At 35.1% G+C, this 20805-nt stretch carries 27 protein-coding genes and 3 pseudogenes; 21 read left to right on the forward strand and 9 right to left on the reverse strand.

The annotated features are described in order from the left end of the window. Positions 1-592: 592 nt before the first annotated feature. A complete protein-coding gene (locus DM800_RS06475; protein ID WP_000910293.1) occupies positions 593-787 on the forward strand; it encodes a hypothetical protein in 195 nt (64 codons plus the stop codon). Positions 788-815: 28 nt separating this feature from the next. Here the strand turns inward: DM800_RS06475 and DM800_RS06480 are convergent, their stop codons facing one another. After that, a complete protein-coding gene (locus DM800_RS06480) occupies positions 816-1133 on the reverse strand; it encodes a radical SAM protein (RefSeq protein WP_088064564.1) in 318 nt (105 codons plus the stop codon). 166 nt (positions 1134-1299) lie between these two features. Between DM800_RS06480 and DM800_RS06485 the strand changes: the two genes are divergently transcribed. Next, positions 1300-2505: an argininosuccinate synthase gene (locus DM800_RS06485; RefSeq protein ID WP_000412317.1), complete on the forward strand. Its 1206-nt coding sequence runs from the start codon at positions 1300-1302 to the stop codon at positions 2503-2505. Then, a complete protein-coding gene (gene argH, locus DM800_RS06490) occupies positions 2502-3890 on the forward strand; it encodes an argininosuccinate lyase (RefSeq protein WP_087985402.1) in 1389 nt (462 codons plus the stop codon). The genes DM800_RS06485 and argH overlap by 4 nt, the downstream gene beginning before the upstream one ends. 77 nt (positions 3891-3967) lie before the next feature. Here argH and DM800_RS06495 read toward each other — a convergent pair whose 3' ends face one another. Continuing rightward, the gene (locus tag DM800_RS06495; protein ID WP_046956214.1) at positions 3968-4147 is read right to left on the reverse strand and encodes a hypothetical protein; all 180 of its coding nucleotides are present in this window, start codon (positions 4145-4147) and stop codon (positions 3968-3970) included. Between the two features lie 94 nt (positions 4148-4241). Here DM800_RS06495 and DM800_RS06500 point away from each other — a divergent pair, with 94 nt between their 5' ends. Beyond that, a complete protein-coding gene (locus tag DM800_RS06500) occupies positions 4242-4937 on the forward strand; it encodes a hypothetical protein (protein ID WP_147786609.1) in 696 nt (231 codons plus the stop codon). A gap of 69 nt (positions 4938-5006) precedes the next feature. Then, positions 5007-5429: a VOC family protein gene (locus tag DM800_RS06505; protein WP_147786610.1), complete on the forward strand. Its 423-nt coding sequence runs from the start codon at positions 5007-5009 to the stop codon at positions 5427-5429. Between the two features lie 266 nt (positions 5430-5695). Here DM800_RS06505 and DM800_RS06510 read toward each other — a convergent pair whose 3' ends face one another. Beyond that, positions 5696-6154, reverse strand: a complete 459-nt coding sequence (locus tag DM800_RS06510) for a universal stress protein (protein WP_001066680.1) — start codon at positions 6152-6154, stop codon at positions 5696-5698. A 147-nt stretch (positions 6155-6301) separates the two neighbouring features. Here DM800_RS06510 and DM800_RS06515 point away from each other — a divergent pair, with 147 nt between their 5' ends. Together DM800_RS06515 and ald are read left to right on the forward strand one after the other, a co-directional pair. Beyond that, positions 6302-7093: an SDR family oxidoreductase gene (locus DM800_RS06515; protein WP_060486605.1), complete on the forward strand. Its 792-nt coding sequence runs from the start codon at positions 6302-6304 to the stop codon at positions 7091-7093. 213 nt (positions 7094-7306) lie between these two features. Beyond that, positions 7307-8440: an alanine dehydrogenase gene (ald, locus tag DM800_RS06520; RefSeq protein WP_046956217.1), complete on the forward strand. Its 1134-nt coding sequence runs from the start codon at positions 7307-7309 to the stop codon at positions 8438-8440. 51 nt (positions 8441-8491) lie between these two features. Here the strand turns inward: ald and DM800_RS29560 are convergent. Together DM800_RS29560 and DM800_RS06530 are read right to left on the reverse strand one after the other, a co-directional pair. Then, a pseudogene (locus DM800_RS29560) lies at positions 8492-8916 on the reverse strand (hypothetical protein). Next, on the reverse strand, positions 8913-9128 hold the full coding sequence (locus DM800_RS06530; protein ID WP_000594567.1) for a helix-turn-helix transcriptional regulator: 216 nt from the start codon (positions 9126-9128) through the stop codon (positions 8913-8915). The pseudogene DM800_RS29560 and the gene DM800_RS06530 overlap by 4 nt, the downstream one beginning before the upstream one ends. Positions 9129-9306: 178 nt before the next feature. Here DM800_RS06530 and DM800_RS06535 point away from each other — a divergent pair, with 178 nt between their 5' ends. The 7 genes and pseudogenes from DM800_RS06535 (at position 9307) to DM800_RS06565 (ending at position 12371) form a co-directional block, all read left to right on the forward strand. Continuing rightward, positions 9307-9735, forward strand: a complete 429-nt coding sequence (locus DM800_RS06535; RefSeq protein WP_088064561.1) for a hypothetical protein — start codon at positions 9307-9309, stop codon at positions 9733-9735. 44 nt (positions 9736-9779) lie between these two features. Then, positions 9780-10112 carry a cupin domain-containing protein gene (locus DM800_RS06540; RefSeq protein WP_000450941.1) on the forward strand — a complete coding sequence of 111 codons (333 nt, stop codon included), beginning with the start codon at positions 9780-9782 and terminating at the stop codon, positions 10110-10112. Then, the gene (locus tag DM800_RS06545) at positions 10109-10897 is read left to right on the forward strand and encodes a GNAT family N-acetyltransferase (RefSeq protein WP_147786612.1); all 789 of its coding nucleotides are present in this window, start codon (positions 10109-10111) and stop codon (positions 10895-10897) included. The genes DM800_RS06540 and DM800_RS06545 overlap by 4 nt, the downstream gene beginning before the upstream one ends. 2 nt (positions 10898-10899) lie before the next feature. Continuing rightward, a complete protein-coding gene (locus tag DM800_RS06550) occupies positions 10900-11244 on the forward strand; it encodes a DUF6176 family protein (RefSeq protein ID WP_147786613.1) in 345 nt (114 codons plus the stop codon). A 72-nt stretch (positions 11245-11316) separates the two neighbouring features. Further along, a complete protein-coding gene (locus DM800_RS06555) occupies positions 11317-11772 on the forward strand; it encodes a GNAT family N-acetyltransferase (protein ID WP_097889200.1) in 456 nt (151 codons plus the stop codon). Positions 11773-11910: 138 nt separating this feature from the next. Next, positions 11911-12101 (forward strand): annotated as a pseudogene (locus DM800_RS06560) (anti sigma factor C-terminal domain-containing protein); the annotation flags it as partial. A 63-nt stretch (positions 12102-12164) separates the two neighbouring features. Continuing rightward, positions 12165-12371 carry a hypothetical protein gene (locus DM800_RS06565; RefSeq protein ID WP_001248904.1) on the forward strand — a complete coding sequence of 69 codons (207 nt, stop codon included), beginning with the start codon at positions 12165-12167 and terminating at the stop codon, positions 12369-12371. A gap of 13 nt (positions 12372-12384) precedes the next feature. On the opposite strand, the gene DM800_RS06570 is transcribed toward DM800_RS06565, so the two are convergent. Then, entirely contained in the window at positions 12385-13212 is an 828-nt protein-coding gene (locus tag DM800_RS06570) for a DUF2785 domain-containing protein (protein WP_147786614.1), read from the reverse strand. 93 nt (positions 13213-13305) lie between these two features. Here DM800_RS06570 and DM800_RS06575 point away from each other — a divergent pair. Then, positions 13306-13680 (forward strand): annotated as a pseudogene (locus DM800_RS06575) (hypothetical protein). Between the two features lie 40 nt (positions 13681-13720). On the opposite strand, the gene pepQ reads toward DM800_RS06575, so the two are convergent. Then, complete coding sequence (pepQ, locus tag DM800_RS06580; protein ID WP_088064556.1) at positions 13721-14818, reverse strand: Xaa-Pro dipeptidase; 1098 nt, start codon at positions 14816-14818, stop codon at positions 13721-13723. A gap of 149 nt (positions 14819-14967) precedes the next feature. Here pepQ and DM800_RS06585 point away from each other — a divergent pair, with 149 nt between their 5' ends. After that, positions 14968-15651, forward strand: coding sequence for a metal-dependent hydrolase (locus DM800_RS06585; RefSeq protein ID WP_060486546.1), 684 nt, complete (start codon positions 14968-14970; stop codon positions 15649-15651). A gap of 40 nt (positions 15652-15691) precedes the next feature. Here DM800_RS06585 and DM800_RS29105 read toward each other — a convergent pair whose 3' ends face one another. Continuing rightward, the gene (locus DM800_RS29105; RefSeq protein WP_060486545.1) at positions 15692-15853 is read right to left on the reverse strand and encodes a hypothetical protein; all 162 of its coding nucleotides are present in this window, start codon (positions 15851-15853) and stop codon (positions 15692-15694) included. Between the two features lie 244 nt (positions 15854-16097). Here DM800_RS29105 and DM800_RS06590 point away from each other — a divergent pair, with 244 nt between their 5' ends. The 4 genes from DM800_RS06590 to DM800_RS06605 all read left to right on the forward strand — a co-directional run bounded on the left by DM800_RS06590 (position 16098) and on the right by DM800_RS06605 (position 19312). Further along, the gene (locus DM800_RS06590) at positions 16098-17411 is read left to right on the forward strand and encodes a CBS domain-containing protein (protein ID WP_000201566.1); all 1314 of its coding nucleotides are present in this window, start codon (positions 16098-16100) and stop codon (positions 17409-17411) included. Positions 17412-17558: 147 nt separating this feature from the next. Further along, positions 17559-17882, forward strand: coding sequence for a hypothetical protein (locus tag DM800_RS06595; RefSeq protein ID WP_147786615.1), 324 nt, complete (start codon positions 17559-17561; stop codon positions 17880-17882). 135 nt (positions 17883-18017) lie between these two features. Further along, positions 18018-18959 (forward strand): phosphotransferase enzyme family protein, encoded by a 942-nt coding sequence (locus DM800_RS06600; RefSeq protein WP_147786616.1) that lies wholly within the window; start codon positions 18018-18020, stop codon positions 18957-18959. Positions 18960-19048: 89 nt separating this feature from the next. Next, on the forward strand, positions 19049-19312 hold the full coding sequence (locus tag DM800_RS06605; RefSeq protein ID WP_142291818.1) for a DUF3949 domain-containing protein: 264 nt from the start codon (positions 19049-19051) through the stop codon (positions 19310-19312). A gap of 18 nt (positions 19313-19330) precedes the next feature. On the opposite strand, the gene DM800_RS06610 is transcribed toward DM800_RS06605, so the two are convergent. After that, positions 19331-19627: a YtpI family protein gene (locus DM800_RS06610; protein ID WP_088064553.1), complete on the reverse strand. Its 297-nt coding sequence runs from the start codon at positions 19625-19627 to the stop codon at positions 19331-19333. A 237-nt stretch (positions 19628-19864) separates the two neighbouring features. Here DM800_RS06610 and DM800_RS06620 point away from each other — a divergent pair, with 237 nt between their 5' ends. Continuing rightward, positions 19865-20797, forward strand: coding sequence for a DHH family phosphoesterase (locus DM800_RS06620; protein ID WP_087985387.1), 933 nt, complete (start codon positions 19865-19867; stop codon positions 20795-20797). The last annotated feature ends 8 nt before the right edge of the window (positions 20798-20805 follow it).

The raw sequence follows: 20805 nt of genomic DNA on the forward strand, positions 1-20805 counted from the left end.
TAAACAAAACGCTACGTGTAAGAAGAGTCTTTTTTTTGCCAAATTATCCTTCGGGCAATCATAATTTCCCCACTCTCGTATTTTTTTCGCTAGACTAAAGTATCTGAGCTGAAAAATACGCTACGTGTATGATTCGTCAATACGATGCCACATGCTCCTTCGAGCGATCATGATATCAAAATCCCTTCCTTCAAGATTTATATTATTATATCATACTTTCAAAAAATGTATGCGGATGGAAACCGACAATAAGCGGAGGAAATCTACAAAAATTGTTATGTTTAAATATTTTTGTAGAAAAGCCTAAGTTATTTTGCAGAATTGGACAGTGTTTTAATGTTTGTCCAATAAGTAAGAAAGAGATGGCGTTTATTCAGTTGTATCTTTCTGGTCACCTTTATCTTTAAAAAACGCATCCCAGCTAATCACACTTAAAAAAGTTAAAGCGATAATAATGAAAGCTCGCATAAAATTGAGACCTCCTTTTGTACATAGTATATGAATAATTCGCTTCAGAATGTGTCATTTTTTTACAAGTCTTAATTGTTATGAGATTATATCAATATAGATAGATGAAAGGGAGGGAGAAGATATGCTAAAAGACATGTTCAAAAGAAAAGAATTAGTATGCGTTTCATGTCAGAAAAAGATTCAATATGAAGAAGAGCTCGTTGCTTTTGTAAAGTTGCCAAAGGAAAGAAGTATATTAGTTGGACCGTTCGATGTGTGTTTAGCGAAAACAGCACAAGAAATATATTGTAAATCGTGTTACGACAAAAAAGCATGACCCAAAGTAATTGAGGGACATGCTTTTTTCATTGGTGTGCTTTTCCCTCAGATACATTTTGAGTGAGTCGATACCAAAGCCAAAGGTCATTAATGATGGAAGCGAGATCGGCAATTTCTGAATTAAGTTTGCAAGAAATTTCGAAGTTTTCTTCGTTATTTAAATGATGCTGTTTTGCATTAATAGAGTGCTCGAGTTCTTTTATACGATCAGGAATCTTTCCTCGAACTTGTTCCCACTTTAATAAAATAGCATGCTGTATTTTTTCGGGGATATCTTCCCAATCTTCTTGTAAATACGGAATTTCAATTCCTAGATGATCATCGTATAAGAAATATTTTTCCATAAGTTCACCCCCGTTTTCCTGCTTATATTGTACATGAAAACAGAAAGAAGCTCGACGGAATTGTTTGAAAAAATTTGAAAATGACTCTTGATACATTTTGTGAAAGGTGTTAAAGTGTGTATTATTATAAAAGAAAATGAATATTTATTCTTTAGGGGGATGCAAAATGGAGAAGAAAAAAGTGGTATTAGCATATTCTGGAGGTCTTGATACTTCCGTTGCAATTAAATGGTTACAAGAGAAGAATTATGATATTATCGCGCTTTGTTTAGACTTAGGGGAAGGTAAAGACTTAGCATTCGTAAAAGAAAAGGCACTTTCAGTAGGTGCAATTAAATCATATATGATTGATGTTCAAGAGGAATTTGCAAATGAATATGCATTGATGGCGATGCAAGCGCACACGTTATACGAAGGGAAATACCCTCTCGTTTCTGCATTATCTCGTCCACTTATCGCTAAGAAATTAGTAGAAATTGCAGAACAAGAAGGGGCGACTGCAGTTGCACACGGATGTACAGGGAAAGGGAATGATCAAGTTCGTTTTGAAGTTTCTATTCAAGCGTTAAATCCTTACTTAGAAGTGATTGCGCCTGTACGTGAATGGAAATGGTCACGTGAAGAAGAAATTGCATATGCAAAAGAAAACGATGTACCCATTCCGATTAATTTAGACAGCCCGTTTTCAATCGATCAAAACTTATGGGGACGCAGTAACGAATGTGGTATTTTAGAAGATCCATGGGCAGCGCCGCCAGAAGATGCGTATGAGATGACATTGGCATTAGAAGATACACCGAATAAACCAGAGTTTGTAGAAATCGGCTTTGAAGCAGGTGTACCGACTACTTTAAATGGCACTGCATATTCACTTTCAGAATTAATTAAAACGTTAAATGCGCTTGCTGGAAAACATGGCGTTGGACGTATCGATCACGTAGAAAATCGCCTCGTTGGTATTAAATCGCGTGAAGTATACGAATGTCCAGCGGCAATGACGTTAATCACAGCACATAAAGAGCTGGAAGATTTAACGCACGTAAAAGAAGTAGCACATTTTAAACCGGTGATTGAGCAGAAAATAACAGAACTTATTTATAACGGTTTATGGTTCTCTCCTTTAAAACAAGCGCTTCATGCTTTCTTACAAGAAACGCAAAAAAATGTAACAGGTACAGTGCGTGTGAAATTATTTAAAGGCCATGCGATTGTAGAAGGACGTAAATCTGAGTACTCTTTATATGACGAAAAATTAGCAACATATACTGCTCAGGACGAATTTAATCATGATGCAGCAGTTGGATTCATTTCATTATTCGGTTTACCGACGAAAGTATACAGCCAAGTGAATCAAAAGAAGGTGGAAGCGTGAGCAAACTTTGGGGCGGACGTTTTACAGAAGAAGCGGAAGCGTGGGTTGAAGAGTTTGGAGCATCCATCTCCTTCGATCAACAATTAGTAAATCAAGATATAAAGGGAAGTATTGCGCACGTAACGATGCTAGCAAAGCAAGGTATCGTTACGAAAGAAGAAGCAGAGAAAATAAAGATAGGGCTTCAGTATTTATTAAAAGAAGCAAAAGAGAATAAGCTTCAATTCTCAGTAGAAGCAGAAGATATTCATTTAAACATTGAAAAAATGTTAATTGAACAAATCGGTGAAGTAGGAGGGAAACTTCATACAGGACGAAGCCGTAATGATCAAGTAGCGACTGATATGCATTTATATTTGAAAGAAAAAGTAGAACATATTATAAAAGCTACAAAACAATTGCAAACTGTTCTTGTTCATCAAGCAGAAAATAATATTGAAACCATTATGCCTGGTTATACGCATTTGCAGCGTGCGCAGCCAATTTCATTTGCTCATCATATTCTCGCTTACTTTTGGATGTTAGAGCGTGATGTGAATCGTTATGAAGATTCATTAAAGCGCATTAACATTTCACCATTAGGAGCAGGAGCGTTAGCTGGGACAACATTCCCGATTGACCGAGAATATAGTGCGGAGCTTCTTGGATTTAATGGACTCTATGAAAATAGTTTAGATGCAGTAAGCGATCGTGATTTCATACTGGAGTTCCTAAGTAACTCATCTATGCTCATGATGCACTTATCACGCTTCTGCGAAGAACTTATTTTATGGAGTAGCCAAGAGTTTCAATTTATTGAAATGAGCGATCAATACGCAACGGGAAGCAGCATTATGCCACAAAAGAAAAATCCGGATATGGCGGAACTTATTCGTGGTAAAACAGGCAGAGTATATGGTAATTTATTTAGTTTACTTACAGTCATGAAAGGATTACCGCTCGCTTACAATAAAGACTTGCAAGAAGATAAAGAAGGAATGTTTGATACAGTAAAAACAGTAGAAGGCTGCCTTCATATTATGGCAGGCATGCTAGAGACGATGACTGTAAACAAAGAAAAAATGGGGCAAGCTGTGACGCAAGATTTCTCTAACGCAACAGAAATTGCTGACTACTTGGCCAGCAAAGGACTCCCATTCCGTCAAGCTCATGAAATTGTTGGGAAGCTAGTGCTACACTGCACACAAAAAGGAATTTATTTAGTAGATGTACCACTTGCAACATATAAAGAAATGAGCTCATTATTTGAAGAAGATTTGTATGAAGTTCTTTCACCATATGCAGCTGTAAAGCGTCGTAACAGTGCTGGCGGGACAGGATTTGAGCAAATTGAGAAAGCTTTGGAGAAGGCGAAGGGATTAGTTGGAGAGTTTGTTGGAAGTTGATTGATTTATAGGGCAGAAGGTACGCGAATCTTAGTAGAGAGAAGCGTACCTTTTTTTGTGATTTTTATTGCTTAAAGTTAATCATACTTATGTCGATCTTCCGTAATTCGAATATACTCAATATCCATCAAATCTCTAAGTAATGCACCATTACTTAGTTCCACACCATGTTTTTCTTTAAAATGTGTACGGATTGTATCTAACATTTCGAGCTCTTTCCCGTTCACATCTAAAATAATACGTTCAGAATCATTCATATAGCATCCTCCTTTTTTAACATATATATTTTGTCCGTCTATTTCTAAAAAATGTATGTTAACCTAAAGTTAGGAAATAAGAAAGGAATGGAAAATGAGACGTATTTATTTTATAGGGATAATTTTGTACACGCTAATTGTATTACATGTTGCATTCCCAAATATCTTTTCATTTGAGGATGTAGAAACAGTACACGTTGGGATATTTATCTTTATTCTATTTGTAGTAGATTGCTGTATTTCGATATGGCTTTCGAAAAGAAAATATGTACAAGATAAAAAAGAAATGGAACGGAAAAAGAGAAAACGTTCATTTTGGATGACGACGTATTGTTTTTCTTTAGTGATTGCTGCTGTTTTTTTTAGTGAGCATATTCCGTTAGAAAGATTAAATATTGGATTTGGAGCGTTCGTATTTGCATACTATTTTTTCGTGCACTTTCTTCCTTATATGAAAGAAAAGCGAGGAGAAGAGGAAAATCCGCTTGTAGAAGAAGTGAGAGAGCAAGAGCATAAGAGAATAGAAGAAGATATACAGAAGCTCGGGGAACAAAAATGGTATTTGAAATCTAAAATTATATATATTCTTTGCTTTATCACGCCGCCAATCGGTTATTTGTATGTATTCTGCCTTCGTAAAAAAATGACAGAAGATGCAAAGCAAACGTACTTAACGGTTGCGACGATAATGATGGCACTATGGTCTTTGAAGTTCTTACCGTCATATGTGTTGGCAGTAGCTGTTGTAGTGGTTGTTTGTCTTGTATTTATAGTGAAGTATGTGAAATGAAGAAAAACAAGAGCCTGTGTTAATGTTATACTATAATTTGCTTATTCAGTAATAATAGGAGGGATAATAATGGTTCAATCAATAGTTCATATCGCATTAGTAGTAAAAGACTACGATGAGGCAATAGAGTTCTATACAAAGAAACTAAATTTCACACTAGTCCAAGATATATATCAGCCAGAGCAAAACAAAAGATGGGTAGTGGTATCTCCTCCTGGTTCAGTCGGCACCACAATATTACTGGCTAGAGCATCTAAACCTGAGCAAGATTACTTTATCGGTAACCAATCAGGCGGCAGAGTTTTTCTTTTCTTAAATACTGACGATTTTTGGAGAGATTATAATGAAATGATTTCAAGAGGAATAGAATTTGTGAGAGAGCCGAAAGAGCAAGAATATGGAATAGTTGCAGTATTCAAGGATTTGTACGGGAATTTATGGGATTTGTTACAACTAAAAGATGACCATCCAATTACTCAAAGAATTAAGTAGAATACAGTTTAAACTTGATTAGAAAATCAATTAAAAAATGAGGATTTTAAAATCCATGTAAGAGTGGAGAAAAACAGAGAAGATTTATTTTTATGAGTAAAATGAAACATCTTTATTCTTCTTACACATTCGTGAAAAAAAGGAGTGGATTACCCACTCCTTTTTTATCATTGTTGAGCAACATGTATTTATTGTTCATTCAAGCCTAAAGCTTCATTTCCCTTATCCACCAGTAAAACATGTGGACTTGGTGTTTTATTTATGAATTACAAATCACCTTGCTCCTCATCACCACGAACAACAAGGACATCGCATTTCGCATAGCGAATAATATGTTCAGAGACGCTACCAATTAGGAAACGCTCAACAGCATTTAAACCAGTTGCACCACACATAATTAAATCTACTTTATGGTTTGGAGCGATTTCTTTTGAAATTTTAGATTTAGGATTACCAAATTCTAATACAGTTTCAATTTTTTCAAGGCCAGCTTCAAGCGCAGTTTTTTTGTAGTCTTCTAATAAGTCTTCTGCAAATAGATTTGCACGTTCAGCAATTGCGCGGCTATAAGCTTCTACTGCTGAGTATGCTTTTACATCAACGATATGAGCAATTGTTAATGTTGCATTGTTGCGTTTTGCGACTTGAATTGCTTTTTTAAAAGCTCTTTCTGCTTCTTTAGAACCATCCACCGCGATTAAAATATTTGTATATGTATTATTCATAGTAAATTCCTCCCAATCATTTTTATTACCGTTTACAACTTTATTATAAAGCAAATTTTGGTAATGTGCTTGCCGGAAACGTTACAGAATTTTGAAAACTTTGCTTTAATTCATTTTAGTTGTAATTGAGGCGAGAACTTGTTACATATGAAGTATAGCAATTTAAAAGGAGGCATGTTTGTGAGACACGCGCTCATTACAGCCGGTACGAAAGGTTTAGGAAAGCAAGTAACAGAAAAGTTATTGGCTAAAGGGTATTCAGTAACAGTAACATATCATAGCGATATAACTGCTATGGAAACGATGAAAGAAACATATAAAAATATGGAAGAGCGTCTACAATTCGTGCAAGCGGATGTCACGAAAAAGGAAGATTTACATAAAATAGTAGAAGAAGCGATAAGCCGTTTTGGTAAAATTGACTTTTTAATTAATAATGCTGGTCCATATGTATTTGAACGAAAAAAGTTAGTCGATTATGAAGAAGACGAATGGAATGAAATGATTCAGGGTAATTTAACAGCGGTATTTCATTTATTAAAACTTGTCGTTCCGGTTATGAGAAAACAGAACTTTGGCCGTATTATTAATTACGGATTCCAAGGGGCAGATAGCGCACCGGGATGGATTTATCGTTCAGCTTTTGCAGCAGCGAAAGTAGGACTTGTTTCATTAACGAAAACAATTGCTTACGAAGAAGCTGAATATGGTATTACTGCAAATATGGTATGTCCTGGTGATATTATTGGTGAAATGAAAGAAGCGACAATTCAAGAAGCACGTCAATTGAAAGAACATAAAACACCAATTGGTAGATCTGGAACAGGTGAAGATATCGCAAGAACGATTTCGTTTTTATGTGAAGACGATTCCGATATGATTACCGGTACAATTATTGAAGTAACTGGTGCAGTAGATGTTATTCATAGACATCGATAGAGCGAAATAAGGTGAAGTTTTGAATAATTGGACAGTTTATCCTTTACGCTGAGAGGTGCGGATAATACTGTCCTTTAATGTAAGATTAATTCTATCGGAAAACTCGTATTATTTTTTGTCAAATATTGAGATATTATGTTAAAATATAAGAGCGTAGAAAGCGCTTTAAAAAATGATTCAGGGGTCATTTCATAACTCAAGGGGGAACTAATAATGCGTATCGGTATTCCAACAGAAATTAAAAACAATGAAAACCGTGTGGCAATGACGCCAGCGGGAGCGGTACATTTAGTACAAAATGGTCATGAAGTTTTTGTTCAAAAAGGATCAGGTATAGGATCAGGCTTTACAGATGAAGAATACGTACAAGCTGGTGCGAAACTTGTTGAAACTGCTGAAGAAGCATGGAATCAAGATATGGTTATGAAGGTAAAAGAGCCAGTTGCAAGTGAATACGGCTATTTCCGCGAAGGTTTAATTTTATTCACATACTTACACTTAGCTCCAGAACCAGAATTAACGAAAGCATTAATTGATAACAAAGTTGTATCAATTGCATACGAAACAGTGCAATTAGACAATCGTTCTTTACCATTACTTGCACCTATGAGTGAAGTAGCTGGTCGTATGTCTGCACAAATCGGTGCACAATTCCTTGAGAAAAACAAAGGCGGTAAAGGTATTTTACTTGCAGGCGTTCCAGGGGTAAAACGCGGCAAAGTAACAATTATCGGCGGTGGTCAAGCTGGTACAAACGCAGCTAAGATTGCAGTAGGTTTAGGTGCAGATGTAACAATCATTGACTTAAGTGCAGAGCGTCTTCGTCAACTAGATGACATTTTCGGTAACCAAGTAAAAACGTTAATGTCTAATCCATACAACATTGCAGAAGCTGTAAAAGAATCTGACCTTGTTATTGGAGCGGTATTAATTCCAGGTGCAAAAGCGCCAAAACTTGTAACAGAAGAAATGATTCAATCAATGGAACCAGGTTCTGTCGTTGTAGATATCGCGATTGACCAAGGTGGTATTTTCGAAACAACTGACCGTATTACAACTCACGACAACCCAACTTACGAAAAACATGGCGTTGTTCATTATGCAGTTGCTAATATGCCAGGAGCAGTTCCACGTACATCAACTCTTGCATTAACAAACGTAACGGTACCATATGCAGTACAAATTGCGAACAAAGGCTACAAAGATGCTTGCTTAGGCAACACTGCATTATTAAAAGGTATTAACACATTAGACGGATATGTAACATTCGAAGCAGTTGCAGAAGCACACGGTTTACAATATGCTGATGCGAAAGAGCTTCTTGAAAAAGCTCCTGCTTTATCATAATAGAAATACATGTAAGCCCCTCCTTTTGTAAGGAGGGGCTTTTTGCTTGGATTAATTGTCTAGTTTCTTTACAATTTTCAATCCGAACATCATTGTAAAGAAAAGAATGCCGAATAAGTAATACAAGGCATACTCAACTCGTATCATCGAATTTTTGTCAGTGATATATAAAATAAATAGTATCGCAGAACCGATTAAATGAGAGAGACCAAAAATTTGCGCCATAAGTTTTAAACTCATCTTCTCGATTCTTTCATCCATCTCAGGTAATGGATATTTTTCGGGATCGCTCTTTTTTTTCTTAAAGAATATTTGTTTCACTACGAATAGTATCGAGTCTAAGAGTATAAATACGCCAGCGAATAGAAGGACAGAAGTAATTTTTCTTCATCATTACTAGTGAAATAAAGAAAAGTTGAACCTAACAATAAAAAGGTAAGATGCGAAATGAACTTTTGATTAAAAGGGTTTTTCATTCTTTTTCCTCCCCAGTTTTATCTAATTGAAATAAATCTTCTACTTTACAGTTGAAAAACTCACATAATTTCAATGCTAATTCTAAACTCGGGTTGTATTTATTCTTCTCGATAGCGATGAGGGATTGTCTAGTGATTTGAACAGAGGAAGCTAATTGTTCTTGGGTGATGTCTCTAACGACGCGGAATTGTTTCACCTTATTTTTAATCAAATATACAAAGTCTCCTTTTTGTAAATTTGTTACATTTACTATATCCATTTTTAGGTAATAAGTAAATAAAACTTTACAAAAAGTAAACAAAACTTTACGTGAAATATAGCTTGTTATAATGTTATTTTTTGTGATAATTTGGAATTAAATGAAAAAAGAAGTCGAAAGAGGAGATTTAATGGGGAGTAAAAAGCGGAAGAAAAGGCAAGTTAAAAGACAAAAGTATATGAAGAAAAAACAGGAACAGAACATACCTCTATCACAAAAAATAGTCATTATGATAGAGAAAACATTTCGGTATATTTGTATGGCTCTGTATGTAATTTTGTGTCTTTATTCAGCTAGGGTGTTTTACAGCTTTGGGATAACACCCAATATTATTGAGAATGTTTTTGGGTATCTCCTTGTCGCAATAGAGCTAGTCTTATTCTTTATATTATTTAATAAAGTGTGGCCTAGTTATGAAAGTAAGAACGATAAGCAAAGAAAAATGAGAAAAAAATCTTCAGATGCTTCAAGCTCATCAAGTGGATTCGGTGACTACAGTAGCAACGATTGTAGCAGCTCAAGTGATAGTGGAGGAGATTGCGGAGGTGGTGGAGACTAAGTTGTTTTTTCAGAAGAACGACTAATGAAAGGGTGGGACGAAAGATGGAAACTGTGAACTTAATAGAATTAACAAAGGACATTCAAGATCAACATAAAAACTTCGTCGTTTCAAATGTAAATAGTCATTGCTTACGAATCGCTGTATTTACTGGTGAATACGATTGGCACTATCACTCTAATTCCGATGAATTATTCATTGTATTAGAAGGAGAATTACTTATCGATTTTGAAGATGGAGAAACAGCGGTGTTAAAGCCGAATGATTCGATTTTAATTCCAGCATGCACGATTCATAGAACGAGAGCATTAAAGAGAACAGTAAATCTTTGTTTTGAAAATATAGAGGCTGATACGATTAAAGTGGAGCAATTATGAAAAAATTATCTGTAGATGAGTATAGAAAAATCCTTCCGATTTTAGAAAGTCTTACAAGAACGACGACGTTTGCTTATGCGGTATGTGATCAAATGATAGATGGTGAGATTTTTGCAAACGAGAAGTTAACAGCAGGATTAATTCGTACAGCTAACGGTATCTATTATTTATTTGGTGATACGGATGATCACAATTATAACGAAGATTTATTTGCGTATTTAAAAATGGCCATTGAAAAAACAGAGAAGAGATTTACACTCTTCACTTCAATTGAAGAGTGGGAAATGATGATTGAAGGGCGTTTTAGTAATGGACTTCGGGACATGCCTCGAATGAAATTTCAACGAGAAATTTTTGAAGAGAGAAAACAAGATGCAAACAAAAATACATATGAAGTGAAGCGTATTGATAAAAGAGATATAGAACGAAGCAATGAATTTACAGAGGTGTATTATAAAGAATATTGGGGATCAACTGAAGCATTTTTAAATAATGGCTTTGGATTTTGTATAGAACAAGATGGGATGATTGTAGCTGAATGTGTTTCGATATTTAATGGGAATGGATTTGCTGAAATTGATATTGTGACGCATGAATCATATCAAGGAAAAGGATTAGCACAAGCTGTTGCAACACGGTTCATTGAACATTGCATGCAAAATGATATTACACCGTGCTGGGATTGTTATGTAGACAATATTCCTTCGCAAAAACTAGCTAGTAAATTAAGTTTTAATCATCCAATAGAATATAGATTGTTTGTACGCAAGAAAACGGGGGAATAAAAATGAATGTAGAGTTAACGAGATTCAAAGTGAAACAAGGTAAAAGTCAGCGTGTAGATGCATGGATGCAGCTTCTTAATGACAATATGAAAGAAGTGCTTTTGACACTAAACGACGAAAAGATGTACGTTGAGACAATTTTCCGGGAAATAAGAGATGGAGAAGAATGCTTATATTGGTATTCTGTGCAAGGAGAAGGCGGGATTCCTGTCGAAAATTCTCATCATGAAATTGATAAAAAGCACTTAGCGTTTCGGTATGAATGTATTGATGAAGAAGCACTGTCTGTTGATATGAAAACAGAAGTCGTTATGATTCAAGATGTTGTGAAGGAAGCGATGAAATAATAGATTGGTATTTTATAACCGTAAAAAGTTCTTCTTTTTTGTTGGAATATATATTATTGGAGATGCTGTAGGATGAGAATTAGTAATAAATATATCACTCTCGATGAAATAGAAATAATAAGAGAACCCTTAAATAAATTGCATGAATATCATAATAATAAATCAAAACATTTTTCTGGTGATTATCCAAGAATGACATTTGAGGAACGTATTGAAAATTATAAACAGAATTCAAAGTACGGAGAATATAGAATTGAATTATTATTTGAGGCGGAAACAGCTGATATATTAGGGTTTTGTATAGCGTATAGTAAAAGTGTAAGCGGAAAGATTGAAGTTTTATTCGTTGATGAAAAATACCGAAGAAACGGATTTGGTTTAAAATTAATGAATAGTGCAGTGGAATGGTTTAAAGCGAAGAAGATAGATGAAATTGAATTAACAGTAGTGTACGGAAATGAAGCTGTATCGTTTTATGAAAAGCTGGGGTTTTATCCTCGTTCAATTATTATGGCAACTAAGTCATAACGATAGTTTGGGGAGAGATGAGTGGGAGTCTTTGTTTCAAAAAAATGATTCATATGTTACTAAAGTATATGTGTAGAGCACATCAAAATAGATGTGCTCTTTATTATAATAAACATTTAGAAAAGCTGTATTTGGATATCTTTAAGTGAAAATAAAAGAGGGTATCACGAATCTTTTAGGACAAACTATAAAGAAATAAAAACATAAAACCAAAAGACCTACCCATATACGGTGTAGTTGTAACAGGAAAAACAGATGATTTACAAAGTTTACAAGGAGCACCGTATATTAAGGCTGCTGTTAGAGGTGTAACAGTTGAGAAATATTGATTACAAGAGATTAATGTGAATAATCAGAAAATTTATGTTATAATATGGGAAAAGGAGGTTAATATGAGGCAAATACATGGAGCAATTTATATTTACATAACAATGTTTTTCGTGGCGATATCTTATGGATTAGGGCACGTGTATTCGCATCCTATACTAACTTTTTTAAGCGGAGCATGTATGGCGTTTGCGATTCTTGTCCATCTTTTCTCAGTTTGGATCGTGAAATTTCAATTAAATATTAGTGAAATAGAAGAAGGCACTTTTTGAGTGGCCTTCTTTTTTAATAATATTTTGGAAGCTCTCGTAGCAATTTTTCAATTTCGCATTCGGTTTCTTCACATATAGAAAGTGTACGTAGTCTGAAAAATAAGCTGCGTAGGAAAGATTTTATATTTCCGTATAGAAACTCGTATGATTCAATATGTAGTGTTTGTTTTTGGACTGGTAATTGAGCTACTAAGTCATGAAGGGCTAATATGAGTACGTCTTCCTTTAGACTATTTTGTAGCATTGAGACAATCGGATAAACGAGTCGCTCGTCTTCTTCATATTTGTAGTAAATAGAATGGACACAAACTTTGTTTAATAAAGTTTGTAATATTTCTTCGTAATGTAAAGTTTCCAGTTTAGGACTACGAACAAGCGCTTCAAATGTATCAGAAGCATGAGCGATACTATGTGCCCAGCCGTGGTCTTGAACATATCCACGGAAATCATGTTCATTGTTCATATATAGAATCAATTGATCTTTTACAGTTAAAATATCATTCTGTGATAAGAAATTATATTTTGTATCAGCATCAATAATGAGCGCAAGTAATAATGTCGTAAATGCGCGGGTAAATACAGCATCTTCGTCATCCGAATGAATTTTATACAATAAATATTTTTCACTCATGCTTTCTAATAATAGTTTCTGTAATTGTGTGTGTGAAATGTAGTCCTTTTTGATGAGATGAAAAAAAGTAGAGTAAATAAGTTTGTCTCTTAAATAGCTATCAGTAACACCGATATGCTCAAGCATATTGGAGCTTAAAGAATCAATGTTAAGTGTGTTATCCAATATGTAATTATTATTACGAATTTTTTCTAACTGTTGTTGTAACATATAAACCTCCTGTTTTAGAAAATTCTGTATTTTTATAATATAATAAAAGGAAGAAATAGACAATAAATAATTGCTTTTGAATGGAGGGGCATGATGAAGAGAGCATTAGTCTTTTTTATAAGTATTTTCTTTTTAGGGAGTTGTTCGATTTGGTATGTTACTTTTTCTAGCGAGAGCAAAAGTTGGACGGGGCAATATAAAGGATATATTAAGGACGACAGTGAAGATGGAATGTTTACGTTTCAGTATAAGGGCGGGGATGGGAATACAGAATTTTAAAATTTAGATATTGCTATTAATGAAACCTTTAGTGCAATGACGCAAACTTCAGAAGTTCATAAAGGAGCAAGGATTGAAATGAAGTCTTCTTGTGTAAGTTGTGCGCCTCTATCTAAAGATGAACCGATAGAGGTTGTGATTAAATGGGATGATAAGTATGAGGAGAAGATGGTGTTAAATTTGAAATAGTAGAGAAAGAAAAAAGGCAGCAATCACGCTGCCTTTTTTATTATTTCACAAATTGTAATTCTTTCGGGAATTTCGTTAAAATTTCTGATCCGTCTTTTGTGATGTAAATATCATCTTCAATACGAACGCCACCTACGTTTGGTACGTAAATACCTGGCTCGATTGTGAAGACCATACCTTCTTTTAATGGAGACTCGTTACCAGCTTTTACATCTGGATATTCGTGTACGCTAATTCCAAGCCCGTGACCAAGGCGGTGTGGGAAGAAGTCCCCGTAACCTGCATCTGCGATAACAGAACGAGCAGCGTTGTCGATTGCGCCAAGTGTAACACCTGGTTTACATGCTTCAACTGCTTGTAGTTGTCCAGCAAGTACAGTGTTATAAATGCGAGTTTGTTCTTCAGAAATTTCACCGAATGCCACTGTACGTGTAATGTCAGAGCAATAACCTTCAATGATTACGCCTAAATCAAATAGTACGAAATCGCCGCGTTTCATTTTATTTGCACCTGGAATACCGTGTGGAAGAGCAGAGTTTGCACCTGCTAATACCATCGTATCAAATGACATTTTATGTATGCCTTTTGTTTTTAATTCGTGTTCAATAATTGCTAATACTTCTAGCTCACTACGATCTTCTTTTATTGCATTTACACCAACTTCAACAGCGTAGTCCGCCATTTTAGCTGCTTCGCGTAAAATAGAAAGTTCTTTTTCATCTTTAATTAAACGAAGTTCACGAACTTTTTCCTCAGCTGATTTGAAAGCTGCATTTGGGAATAACTTTGTTAATTCTTCGTAGCGTTCTACGTTTAAATGTTCTTTTTCAATTGCAACTGCATTTGCATTGACGCCGCGGTCTTTAATTGCTTTTGCAATCATATCCCATGGTCTGTCAGTATCAGTAAATCCGATAATTTCATGTGCCCAGCCAGCGTTACGCGCTTGACCTTCTTCCATTTTAGGGCAAATTAAAATAGGCTCTTTTTCTTGGAATACAAACATACCAAGAAGTCTTTCATGTGGTTCACAGTGGAAGTTTGTCATGTAGAAGACGTTCGGTGTAGAAGTTAAGAACGCAGCTTCTACGTTTTTTTCTTTTAGCCATTGCATTAAATTTTCTAATCTAGCATTCATCGATTGGCACCCCCGAGATATTTAATTACAAATATAACTTTACATCGGAAGAAAGCGTTATGACAAGTAAATAGATGTTAGAAAAGACAGGGAATTGAAAAATCATGTAGAATAAAAAATGAGAATGTGAATAGGGGAGGGATGTAGTAATGAAAGTATCTTATCACGGGCATTCAGTTGTAAAGATTGAAACGAATGGAAAAGTGATTTTAATTGATCCATTTTTAACTGGAAATCCGACAACGGATTTAAAGGCTGAAGATGTCAAAGTAGATGTAATTCTTTTATCGCATGGACATGGTGATCATGTTGGAGATACAGTAGAGCTTGCGAAGAAAAATAATGCAGTTGTTGTGGCACCATTTGAACTAGCGACATTTTTAAGTTGGCAAGGTGTAAATACACATCCGATGCATATTGGTGGTTCGCATGAATTTGACTTCGGAAAAGTGAAGTTTACACAAGCATTCCACGGTTCTAGTTATATTGATGAAGAAAATAAGACGATTACATATACAGGTATGCCAGCAGGTATTTTATTTACAGCAGAAGAGAAAACTGTATACCATGCAGGAGATACCGCTCTATTCTCTGATATGAAATTAATTGGGGAACTGAATAACATTGATATAGCATTTTTACCAATTGGCGATAATTTCACAATGGGGCCAGAAGATGCTGTTTTAGCAGCAAAATGGGTTCAGGCGAAAACTGTTGTGCCGATGCATTACAATACGTTCCCAGTAATTGAACAAGACCCATATCAATTTGTAGAAAAGCTACAAAATTGTACAGGAAAAGTATTAGAAGCTGGAGAAAGTATTACACTATAGAAAAGAAACCCTTCATTTGAAAAGACAAGTGAAGGGTTTTTTACGTGTGTAGGACAGCTTTTAAAGGTTGTACTTGTTTTGATGATTTTTTTCTTTTTGGAAGTGGCTGTTCAGGTGTTTCATTCAATTCCATTGCAACTTTTTTTCCATCTACGAAAGCTAAAAATACAGCACCTACAACTTCTAATAATTTTTTCATCATATATCCGCTCCTTTGTTTCATTTCTTGTCTTCATTGTATATTGAAGCGGCTGGACAAACTATCGAACGAGATGACAATACCATTACATTGTTGTAATAGAAGAAGTAGTGTAATGTAAGGCGTATTTTGTTATAAAAAAAATAGTACAGATATATAAAGAGAGAGTGTAACAGTTTTGAAAATATAGTATACTGAAAATACAACACATGAAGAATTTAGGGAAAAGAAAGTATGGTGAAACCATTTGGCTACCAAGCATAACCAAATTTTAGAACATATTAATGGCCTGCCAGTAGGGCATAAAATTTCTGTAAGGCAAATTGCGAAAGATTTGAGTGTAAGTGAAGGGACAGCTTACCGTGCAATTAAAGATGCAGAAAATAAAGGATATGTTAGTACGATTGAACGTGTCGGAACAATACGAATTGAACAAAAGAAGAAAGAGAATATTGAAAAGCTGACATATGCAGAAGTCGTTAACATTGTCGATGGTCAAGTACTTGGGGGCAGAGAGGGCCTACATAAAACGTTAAATAAATTCGTAATCGGGGCAATGAAATTAGAAGCGATGATGCGCTATACAGAAGCTGGAAACTTACTTATTATCGGTAACCGTACGAACGCACATCAATTAGCGTTAGAAGCCGGAGCTGCGGTATTAATTACGGGCGGATTTGATACGGAAGATCATGTGAAGAAATTAGCAGACGAATTAAAACTGCCGATTATTTCAAGTAGTTACGATACATTTACAGTTGCGACGTTAATTAACCGTGCAATTTACGATCAGCTTATTAAGAAAGAAATTGTCCTCGTTGAAGATATTTTAACGCCAATTGAAGAGACGTTATATTTAAAGCCGAATGATACAGTGCAGCAATGGCATGCGTACAATGAAGAAACGATGCATGGACGTTATCCAATTGTTGATGAAAATAAAAAGGTGTTAGGTATCGTAACTTCAAAAGATATGATTGGTGTCGTGAAAGAAACACCAATTGATAAAGTGATGACAAAGCATCCAATTACGGTAAACGGTAAAATGTCTGTCGCAGCTGCAGCACGTATGATGGTGTGGGAAGGTATTGAGTTACTTCCAGTTGTTGATGAAGGAAATAAACTGCAAGGAATTATTAGTCGTCAAGATGTACTTCAGGCGCTACAAATGATTCAGCGTCAACCACAAGTCGGCGAAACAATCGATGATATTGTAACGAATCAATTTATGACGCCGAAAGAAGCGAAAAATGAACATTTATATCAATTTTCAGTGACGCCGCAAATGACGAATTCAATCGGAACGTTATCTTACGGTGTATTCACAACAATTGTGACGGAAGCAACGAATCGCGTTATTCGTGCGCAAAAGAAGAGTGATTTAATTGTTGAGAACTTAACAATTTATTTCGTAAAACCAGTTCAAATTGACAATGTTGTATCGGTTCATCCGAAAGTATTAGAAATTGGACGTAAATTTGGTAAGGTTGATGTAGAAGTGCATCATGAAGGTAATGTTGTCGGGAAAGCATTACTTATGGTGCAGTTGATCGATAAGTAAAAAGATGGAGCAGACCGCTTTGGTTTGTTCCATTTTTTTATTTAAAAGGATAGAAACAAAAATAAATAGCGTATCATTTCATATGTATAATAAAAATACTGAAAAATTCGAAGATGCGGAAATGGCATAGCGATAAGGAGGAAGTGAATGGGCGGAATCATTTTCTTTTTAGTGGTCGTATGTTTCATCATTATTCATGTTTTAACGCATAGAAGAATGAATGCTATTAAAAAGAGGTTGTATTTTGGAAGTTTGACTCTTGCTAGTATAGGTGCCTTGATTCCTATATCAGGAGAAAATGAGCCGGATTTTCTTTACTTTGGTGTACCAGCTGAAACGTTTGTTTATTATGGTGTGTGGGAATGTTGGTTTAATCCATTAGGTTTTTTCTTTAACTTTATTTTGTTTTATTGGATTTTGAAGCTATTGTTTAAGTTACGTAAGAGTTCGGATAGAGAAGTGAAAAAATAGAAGGATATGTATGAGTACGGATAGAAAATTGGTTGTTAGTTGATAAGAAAGCTTACGCTACTAATCATTAAGAGATAATAATAGTGTAATTGGATAGGGAAACTACGCTTCACTATATGAACTAGGGGGAGAAGAATGGATTTTTACATTAAAGAGCAGTTATGTAAGCAATATAATTTTAATAGTTTTACGAAAGTTTCATTGTTACATGGGGGAGAAAATCAAACATATATATTAGAATCGGACAAAAATAAATTTGTAGTGAGGCAGTATAGAGAGGGACGTTATACAGCCGAGCAAATAGAAGCTGAAATACATTGGTTAATAGCGATACAAAAACAAATGTTAGTACCAGAAGTAGTTGTCAATAAATGTGGTGATTTAATCACACCTATTATGAAAGATGAAGGGAATATCCAGTATTTTGTTGTCTTTAGGTTTATAAACGGAAGTGAAATTTTAGAACCAAGGGATAGGGACTATGAAAAACTCGGATCATTAATGCGAAAGTTTCATGAAAAAACAAATGAAGTGCTCAAAAGAGTGCCGCAAACTTGGAGAGGTTATGAAAGGCCTATATATAGTGAGCAAAAGATAATCCACGAGCCTTTACAACGATTACTAAATGCTTCATTTCTATCGCATGCGGATAAGCATAAATGCATAAGAATTGCAGAAAGAATACAAGAACTCGCAAATTCAAATCAACTAGGAGAAAAACAATTTGTTCACGGTGATATACATTTTGGTAATGTTCTTGTAGACAAAGAGGATTGGTATTTACTCGATTTTGATGAATGTGGATTTGGGTATAAAGAGTTTGATATTGGTGTTCCGAGATTACATTTAATTGCTTCGGGACAGTTAGAAGTTGTATGGGGGAATTTCATGATGGGGTATGGGGAAAATATTTCGGAAACAGCTATTCGACTTGGGACTGCTTCGAGAATTTTTTATATGGCGGGAAAGATTCCATTAAGGCTTGATATCGAGCCTATTAGAAAAGATCCCGGTGCTTTTATTCGGCGATATGTTCAGTATGCTGAAGAGGAATTATGTGGTGAGACAATTGTATAACTAAAAAACAGAATATTAATTTAATTAGAATTTATACTATGTTACAATTGAATTGTAAGGAAATGGATTTTAGGAAGGTGGTATGCAATATGTCATCAGAAGTGCTCTTCTTTGGTGGAATCGCACTATTTTACTTTCTTGTGATGATACCGTTTCAATATTTATACTTACAAGGTTTACATGAAAAAAAGAAACGAACAGGATTATCTCAGCGAGAACTATATGAAAAAATGTCTTTTGAAGAAGAACAATTACATTTTCACGTACAAGGCAACCCCTTTAATATACCTTCTGCTTTTGTTGCATATATGATTTTAAAAGTTAAGGGACGTAAAAAAGCATCACAATGTTGATGCTTTTTTTGCGCTGATTCAGACAGATTTAGCTTCTTCAACTGCTAATGGTAAGAAATGTTTGTATTGGCGAAATCCATTAAATACACTTGCACTACCAAATAGAACAAATAAAACACCAACGATAATTCGAGCGGTTGAAAGTTCTAAAAAGAATTGGTTTATCCCAAAGAATAAGACGAATGAACCAAGTGCCATTGCGGATTTTCCTGAGAGCCAACCTTTCTCCATTGGGCGGTTTGTACGAAAGTATTTTGTTTTGTAGAAGAGGTACAACATAAATGAGACGATAATACAGAAGACTAATACTGGCATAATGCACGCTCCCATCGCTTTGTGAAAAATAATAGTAGAGAAAAAGAAATATCTAAACTTTCTAACTTTTATTATAAAGCAATTGTTCGCATGTATGAAATACTTTCCGTTATAATGGAGGATAAAGTGAAACTTTAATTAGTGTGAGGATGTTTCTACGCTAATGATTTGCCCGCACCAATCGGGCTTTTACTGCACGTTAAAGTGAAGAAGTTGAGTAAAAAGGAGATTATACATATGCATGAGCAAATTTTAAGAGCAATTAAAGAGTTTGATACAATTATTATTCATCGTCATGTGCGTCCAGATCCAGATGCATTAGGTTCACAGGGAGGTCTTGGTACAATTCTACAAGAATCGTTTCCAGAGAAAAATATTTATACGGTTGGGTACAATGAACCTTCACTAGAATATTTACGAGTAATGGATGATATTGAAGATAGTGTATATGAAAATGCACTTGTTATCGTATGTGATACTGCGAACCAAGAACGTGTTGACGATCAACGCTATGCAAAAGGGAAGATGTTAATTAAAATTGATCATCATCCGAATGAAGATCCGTACGGAGATATTACGTGGGTAGATACGACAGCAAGTTCTACAAGTGAAATGATTTATGAGTTTTACAGTTATGGAAAAGATAAAGGATTACAGATAACGAAAGAAGCAGCTCGTCTTATTTTAGCGGGTATTGTTGGGGATACAGGTCGTTTCTTATTCCCGAATACAACAGCGAAAACACTTCGTTATGTAAGTGAGCTTGTTGATATGGATGTGAAGTTCACAGATTTATATAATGAAATGTATAAGACGAAAGAAAAGATTGCTCGTTTAAACGGCTATATTTTACAAAACTTTACGATGGTAGAAGAAGGAGCAGCTTATATTAAATTAACGAAAGAAGTGTTAGAAAAGTTTGATGTACTTCCTTCTGAGGCATCCGGTGTTGTTGGAGCACTTGGTAATATTGATGGATTAAAGTCGTGGGTTCTATTTTTAGAGGAAGACGATGTGATTCGTGTTCGTCTTCGTTCAAAAGGACCAGTGATAAATAAATTAGCAATGCAATATAATGGCGGAGGGCATCCGATGGCTTCTGGTGCAAAAGCATCTTCTTGGGAAGAAGCGGATCGTCTTTTTGCTGATTTACGTGAGTTGTGTAGATAAGAGATTAT

It is taken from the genome of Bacillus sp. AY18-3 (assembly GCF_008042305.1).
GTDB lineage: Bacteria > Bacillota > Bacilli > Bacillales > Bacillaceae_G > Bacillus_A > Bacillus_A wiedmannii.